Origin of the sequence: Actinoplanes regularis (assembly GCF_900188005.1) — a bacterium.
In the GTDB taxonomy this organism is placed as follows: domain Bacteria; phylum Actinomycetota; class Actinomycetes; order Mycobacteriales; family Micromonosporaceae; genus Actinoplanes; species Actinoplanes regularis.
This window is the reverse complement of record NZ_FZNR01000040.1, coordinates 33,467-40,221: the sequence shown is the minus strand read 5'-3', so window position 1 is coordinate 40,221 and position 6,755 is coordinate 33,467. Positions and strand designations below refer to the sequence as shown.

The 6,755-nt window shown below is 71.8% G+C and carries 4 protein-coding genes; 1 reads left to right on the top strand and 3 read right to left on the bottom strand.

Annotated features, from left to right (window positions below):
• Positions 1 to 104 precede the first annotated feature (104 nt).
• Positions 105 to 752 (top strand): DUF2238 domain-containing protein, encoded by a 648-nt coding sequence (locus CHC09_RS43705; protein ID WP_203833460.1) that lies wholly within the window; start codon positions 105 to 107, stop codon positions 750 to 752.
• Between the two features lie 454 nt (positions 753 to 1,206).
• Here CHC09_RS43705 and CHC09_RS43700 read toward each other — a convergent pair whose 3' ends face one another.
• The 3 genes from CHC09_RS43700 to CHC09_RS43690 form a co-directional block, all read right to left on the bottom strand.
• On the bottom strand, positions 1,207 to 1,764 hold the full coding sequence (locus tag CHC09_RS43700; RefSeq protein WP_089299173.1) for a DM13 domain-containing protein: 558 nt from the start codon (positions 1,762 to 1,764) through the stop codon (positions 1,207 to 1,209).
• A 235-nt stretch (positions 1,765 to 1,999) separates the two neighbouring features.
• Positions 2,000 to 5,077, bottom strand: coding sequence for a non-ribosomal peptide synthetase (locus CHC09_RS43695; RefSeq protein ID WP_089299172.1), 3,078 nt, complete (start codon positions 5,075 to 5,077; stop codon positions 2,000 to 2,002).
• Positions 5,061 to 6,641 (bottom strand): class I adenylate-forming enzyme family protein, encoded by a 1,581-nt coding sequence (locus CHC09_RS43690; protein ID WP_203833458.1) that lies wholly within the window; start codon positions 6,639 to 6,641, stop codon positions 5,061 to 5,063. Before CHC09_RS43690 ends, CHC09_RS43695 begins: the two co-directional genes overlap by 17 nt.
• Between the last annotated feature and the right edge of the window lie 114 nt (positions 6,642 to 6,755).

Sequence of the window (6,755 nt, the reverse complement as noted above, 5' to 3'; positions counted from 1 at the left end):
GCCACCACCACAGCCTGAACGCCGCAACGCCGCCCGGCCGTCAGCCCGGACGGCGTGTCATCCAACACCGTGAACGTTCTTGGTCAGGGCACTAGAGTGCGCAGGTGCCTACGTTCCCGCTCGCGTACCGGTGGACGCTGGGCGTCGTCTTGATCATGGTGGCCGCTACCTGGTGGCGGCCGCTGTATCCGGCTGAACAGGCCATGCACCACTCACTCACCGCGCTCGGACTGGCGGCGCTGGTGCTCGTGCAGCGCCGCCGGCTGCTGCCGTACCCCTCGTTCCTCCTGATCCTGATCTTCCTGGTCCTGCATTCGGTGGCGGCTCGGTGGATCTACTCGTTCGTGCCCTACGACGACTGGACCGATCTGCTGTTCGGGGTACGCCTCAACGAGCTGTTCGGCTGGCAACGCAACAACTTCGACCGCCTGGTGCACCTGTCGTACGGCCTCTGCTTCGGCCCGGTGTTGTTCGCCCGGTTTCGCGAGGCCGGGCGCAGCGCCCGCTGGGCAGCGCTGGCGGCGGTGGACGTGGTGCTGTCCACGAGCGCGGCCTACGAGTTGTTCGAGTGGGCCATCGCGTTGACGCTTGCGCCGGGGGCGGCCGAGGCCTACAACGGCCAGCAGGGTGACATGTGGGACGCGCAGAAGGACATATTGCTGGCTACGGGCGGAGCCGTGGTCGCGGTGGCGATCGCCGTCGCGGTCGCTTCCCGCCGCGGCCTGCCCGGCCGGACAAGATCCGACCCCTGACGGCGCCGTCGCCGCCAGTTCGTCGAACCAGATCCACGTCCGGAGCCCATGGGCCGTCCCGCAGCGTGATGGTGGACATCACCAGCGGGCTGCCGAAGTTCGGAGTTATGGCCATGATGGTCGGATGCGAATCACGGTCCTTGTGGATTCGCGGACATCTACCGGCGGCTGAGGCTGTTCTGGACGAGGTCGACGAAATCGGTGTGGATCGGATCGTGCTGCTGGGGGGATATCGCTGGCGGTCCGATGCTGGCGCAGACCCTTGATCGGCTGGCCTCGCTGGGGGATACCGTGGTGTGGGCCCACTGCAATGGCGAGTGGGAGCTGGTCGCGGGCTTCGATGGGAAGGCCGCGACCGGCCCGGCAGGGGAGGTTGTGGCCGCGTGTCTGCCGCTGCTCGAGCAGCGGCGCCGCGCTCGTGACTGCCGACAGCGGCGCCCGATGGTCGGCAGAGTTACGACGCGACGGTCTTCAGCTCGGCTGCTCCGAACGAGACCGAGAACCGCTTGCACCAGATGCTGACGCTGCGGAAGGCGCTGGGATCGATGTCGGCGGCGAGTCGATAGACCTGGTCGCCGTGGTTGCCCTTCAGTTTGCCCAGCTCGACATATGTGCCGTCGTCGAACACCCGCCACCCGGCGGTTCCGGTGCGCACCTGCTGGTCGGAGAGCCACACCCGCAGGTCCGGGCCGTCGCTGGTGTCCAGGCCGATCAGTTCTAGTTGGTGGGTGCCGTCCGGGTTGCGCACCACCCGGGCCTCACCGCTGGTGTCGTGCTCATGAGTGACGAACGAGCCCTGCGCGATCACCGCCGCCGCGGAGGCTACCGCCGGGGCAGAGGAGGCACCGGCCGGCTGTGGTGTGGGGGAGGGCAGACTCGACAAAGTGTCGGTCACGACGGTGTCGGTGAACAGCCGCCACGGCTGGAACCAGTAGAGCGCACCTGCGCCGCCGATGCTGAGCGCCGCGATGACGACCCACGTGGCCGGCCTGGTGAGAAGTCGCTGAATCACGGTTCGAGTCAAGCGGCTTCCGACCCATGAGCACCAGGTCCGCGCGGCTTACGGTCCTCTTACGGAGGAGTCTCGGGGCCGGCCCTGACGTCCGTGGTCGCCGTCGGCGGGGTGTGGGCCCTGGCGACATGCCCGGCCCGTCGTCGGCGACCCGCAGCGCCACACGGCCGGTGCCGGCCGTGTGGCGTTACAGGTGCAGATAGGCGGGAATGCGCGGCCCGCACGCACGTGCCGGTCAGGCGGACCGCCGCTGCGACTCGCCGACCACGGCCTCGGCCATGCCGGCGATTGTCGCCTTGTCGTACATGACGTGCAGGGGCAGGTCGACACCCAGCCGGGCGCGGATCCGTGCCGAGATCTGCGCCACGGTCAGCGAGTGACCGCCCAGGTCAAAAAGGTCGTCGTGGATGTCGATCGCGGTGGTCCCGAGCACGTCGGACCAGATCTGCTGGATCTCGCGCACCGGGCCGGCGGCGGTGGGTAGGTCACCGTGCGGGGCCGGCGCGTCGGGCCGGGCGGCGTCGACGGGGCGGGCGCGCAGGGCGACGCGATCGACCTTGCCGCTGGTGTTGAGGGGCAGTGCATCGATCAGCTCGATGACGCCCGGCACCATGATCGCCGGTAGCGTGCCGGCCAGGTGCTCCCGGAGCACGGCTGGCGACGGTGGCGGTCCCGCCGGCACCGCGTACGCGACCAGGCGCTGCTCCCCGGCCTCACCCACGCTCACCACCGCCGCTCGGGCCACCTGCGGGTGTTCCAGCAGTCGCGTCTCGATCTCGCCCAACTCGATCCGGTGGCCGCGCAGCTTGATCTGCTCGTCGCGCCTGCCGGCGAACTCCAGGACACCGTCGCCGCGCTGACGTGCCAGATCTCCGGTGCGGTAGAGCCGCGCTCCCGGCGGGCCGAACGGGTCGGGCCGGAACCGGTCGGCGGTGAGTCCGGGCCGTCCGAGATAGCCGCGGGCCAGCCCGACACCGCCGATCCACAGCTCGCCGAGCAGGCCCGGCGGCACCGGGTCGCCCCACTCGTCCAGAACGTGCACGGTGGTGTCGGCGATCGGGGTGCCGATCGCCCCGGGGCCGGCGTCCGGCAACTCGGCGGCGGTGGACCAGATGGTCGTCTCGGTGGGGCCGTACACGTTGAGCAGTCGTCCGGCCCGCCCGGCGAGGCGCTGTGCCAGCGGCTCGGTGAGCGCCTCACCGCCGGTCAATGCCGTGACGCCGTCGAGGGCGAGGCCGCCGTCGAGCATCAGCTGCCAGCCGGACGGGGTCGCCTGGACGTGGGTGACGCGGTGGTCGGCGGCCAGCCGGGCGATCTGCTGGCCGTCGCGGGCGGCCTCGGGTGGCACGATTACCACGGTGCCGCCGCTGATCAGCGGCAGGTACAGCTCGAGGGCGGCGATGTCGAAGGTCAGGGCGGTGAGGGCGAGCCACCGATGCCCCGGGCCCGAGCCGAGCCGGTCACGGAAATCCAGCAGCAGGTTGGCCAGCGAACGGTGTTCCACCTGCACGCCCTTGGGCTGGCCGGTGGACCCGGAGGTGTACAGCACGTAGGCACACTCGCCCGGATGCGGCGGACGTCCCGGCGCGAATCCGCCGGCGGCTGGGCTCGCCGAGTCCCACAGCAGGACCGGGGCATCGACGGCAGGCAGCGCGGTCTGCCCATCGTGGCTGGTCAGCACCAGGTCCGGCCGCGCGTCGGCGAGGATCCGGGTGTTCCGCGCCGCGGGGTGGTCGGGGTCGAGCGGCAGGTAGGCCGCGCCGCAGCGCAGCACCGCGAGCTGGGCGACCAGCGCGTCGACGCCCCGCCGGGCCAGGAGGGCCACGACGGATCCGGTTCCGATGCCGGCCCCATGCAACCGTTGGGCCAGCGCGTCGATCGCCGCGCCGAGCTGCGCGTAGCTGAGCGACGCACCGCGGTCTTCGACCGCGGTGGCTTCGGGCGTCCGGGCGATCTGTTCGGCGAGCAGTTCCGGCAGGGTGGTCCGCGGTCCGCTGCTCGTGGCCCGGCCGGCCTGCGTCAGCGCCTGCTCGCGTCCGGCGAAGGGCAGGCTGTTCCAGGCTTCGTCGGGGTGATCGGCCACCGCCCTGATCAGCTCCCGCCAGTGCGACGCGATCCGCTCGACGTCGGGGCGGCTGATCACACCGGGGTCGAACTGCAGGGTCACCCGTTGCTGTTCCGGGCCCTCGACCACGTGGATCCGCAGGGCACCGCGGCTGGTGTGGTTGGGTAGCGCCCAGTCCACGACGGTGTCCAGTCCGGAAAACTTGGCGGCCGCCTCCCGTCGCCGGTAGCCGAGCGTGACCGGGGCGAGCGCGACCGCCGGCCGGACGGTGCCGACCGCGCGCGACAGCGGCACCTCCCGGTACCGGTAGAGGCCGTCGGCGCCGGAGCGGAGGCCGAACTCGGCGACCAGCCGGGTGGTGAAGTCCCGGAACGTCTCGCCCCGGTGGGCGGCCAGGGCGACCGGCAGCTCGTTGACGTGGGCACCGATGTGCGGGAACTCCGCGGGTGAGCGGGTGCCCAGGTCGACACCGATCATCGGCGTCTTGTTGCCGTACCGGCGCAACAGCAGCAGCCAACCGGCGAGCGTGATCACGAACGGGCTGTGCCCGAGCCGGCGGCCGGTCGACCGGATCGCGCTCCACAGGCGGTCGTCGAGGTCGAAGGTGACGGCCTCGCCCGGCCCGGCCGTCCCGGGCACGCCCCGCAGGCCCGGCAGCACCACGTCGGTCGCGCCGGTGTGGTGCCGTGCCCAGAACCGCCTGGCCCCCGGGAGCAGGGCCGCCAGCCGCTGGTCGCGCGGGGTGGCGGCGGCGTCGAGGGGTGGCAGGGCGTCACCGGCGTACGCGGCCGCCAGGTCGTCGACGAAGACGGAGGTCGAATGCCCGTCGAAGACGATGTGGTGGGCGACGACCAGGAGCCTGGCCCGCCGCGGCGCCAACCGCAGGAGGGTGCACCGCAGCAGCGGGCCGCGCGCGAGGTCGAAAGGCCGTTCGATCTCCGCCCGCTCGATGGCTTCCGCGTGGTCCGGATCGGCCTGGAGGTCCACCGTGGTCAGCAGCGGCGGCACCGCGGCGGGTACGCGCACCGGCAGCCCGTCGCGTTCGACGAACGCCGCGGCCAGCACCGGGTTCCGCGCGACCACCTGACGGATCGCGCCGGCCAGTGCGGTCTCGTCCAACGGACCGTCGAAGGTGATGGCGAACGGCATCGAGTAGACGGTGCCCAGCCCGCCCAGGCGTTCGGTGAACCAGATGCCGCTCTCGGTGACCGTCGCGAGCGCACCGAACGGGTCACTGGTGTTCATCATCGCTCTCTTTCGTGACGGCGGGATCGGTGGTCAGCGTGGCCAGGAAGGACCGCCCGAACGGGTCGGAAACCGCTGCGGCGGGAGCCGATACCGGGGGATGCCGGCGGGCCGGTGGTTCGAGCAGTCGCCGGATCTCGGGCTTGACCGGCTTCCCGGTCGCGTTGCGGGGCAGGTGGTCCACCACGAGCAGCCGCACCGGCAGCTCCGCCCGAGACAGCCGGGTGGACAGGAAGTCGCGCACGTCATCCAGGTCGACCGGGCGGTCCAGCCGCACCACGGCCGCCGGCACGGCGCCCATCACCGGGTGCGGCACGCCGACGGCGGCGGCCTCGGCGACGGCCGGATGTTCCAGCAGTGCCGCCTCGATGCGCAGGGTCGAGACCTTCAGTGCGCCGGACTTGATGACGTCGGATTCGCGGTCGACCAGGATCAGGAATCCGTCGGCGTCCAGCCGGCCCAGGTCGCCCATCCGGACCCACCCGTCGCGGAACACCGTCGCGCTGCCCGACGGGTCGCCCAGATAGGAGCGGGGTGGGGCGTCGGAGCGCAGCCAGACCTCGCCGACCTCGCCGGGCGGCAGTTGGCGGCCTGCGGCGTCGGTGATGCGCAGGTCGTGACCGCTGACCGGGCGGCCCAGCGCCTCCGGCCGCTCCGCGTCGACGATCATGCTGATCTGGGCCGGCACCGCCTCGGTCGAGGTGTAGTAGTTGACCAGCACGGCCTGCGGGAACGCCTCGGTCAGACCGCGCGCGGCCGCCGGCGGGAGCGCGGCCGCCGACGAGCTGAGCAGTCGTACGCAGGACAGGTCGTGACGCCGATGGGCGTCGCTGCGCAACAGTTCGACCGCCATCGACGGAACCAGAAAGACCGTACCCGCGCCGTGCCGCGCGATAAGGCCGCAGAAGCGGTCGGCGTCGAAGCGGCCGGCGCACAGCAGCGTGGGCGCGGCGGTGAGCGCCTCGATCAGCATCATCTGCCCGGCGTTGGTCCCGATCGGGAAGGCGTGCACCATGGTCCGCGAGTGCGCGTAGCGACGCGGCCGCGGATTCAGCACCTGCCCGTGGCACAGGTTGGCGTGGCTCGCGGCGACATCCTTGGGTTCTCCGGTGCTGCCCGACGTGCACACGATCTGCGCCACGTCGCCCGGTTCGGGCGGGTCGGGTTCGCCGGTCACGGCGGACGTTCCGGCTGCCGTCAGGTCGCTGCCGCAGGCGCTCCACCAGGTGCCGTCCGGCGGGGGTGATCCGACCTGGTGCAGCACCGCGGTCACTCCCACCCGGCGCAGCAGGTCGTGCTGCTGGACCGGCGACAGGCTCACAGACACCGGGATCACCGCCGCACCGGCGGCGACGACCCCGCAGAAGGCGACCGCGTACCCGCACCAGTCGTCGTCGTAGCGCAGGGCGACCCGATCACCGCGCCGCACGCCACGGCCGGCCAACGAGCGGGCGAGGGCCTGCGCGTCACGCTGCCAGTCGGCGAAGGTCAGGCTCCCCTCGCGACTGTCCAGGATGGCTACCCGGGTGGGGTCCCGCTCGGCCCGGGCCTGGAGGAGGTCTGGCACGGTCAGGGGTAGGGCAGAAGGCATTCCGGCGACCTCGCATCGGCTTCGGGCCTCGGACACTAACACCGGTAGATCAACCGATGAAAGGCGTTGCAGAATCTTTCAGCAAAGCCT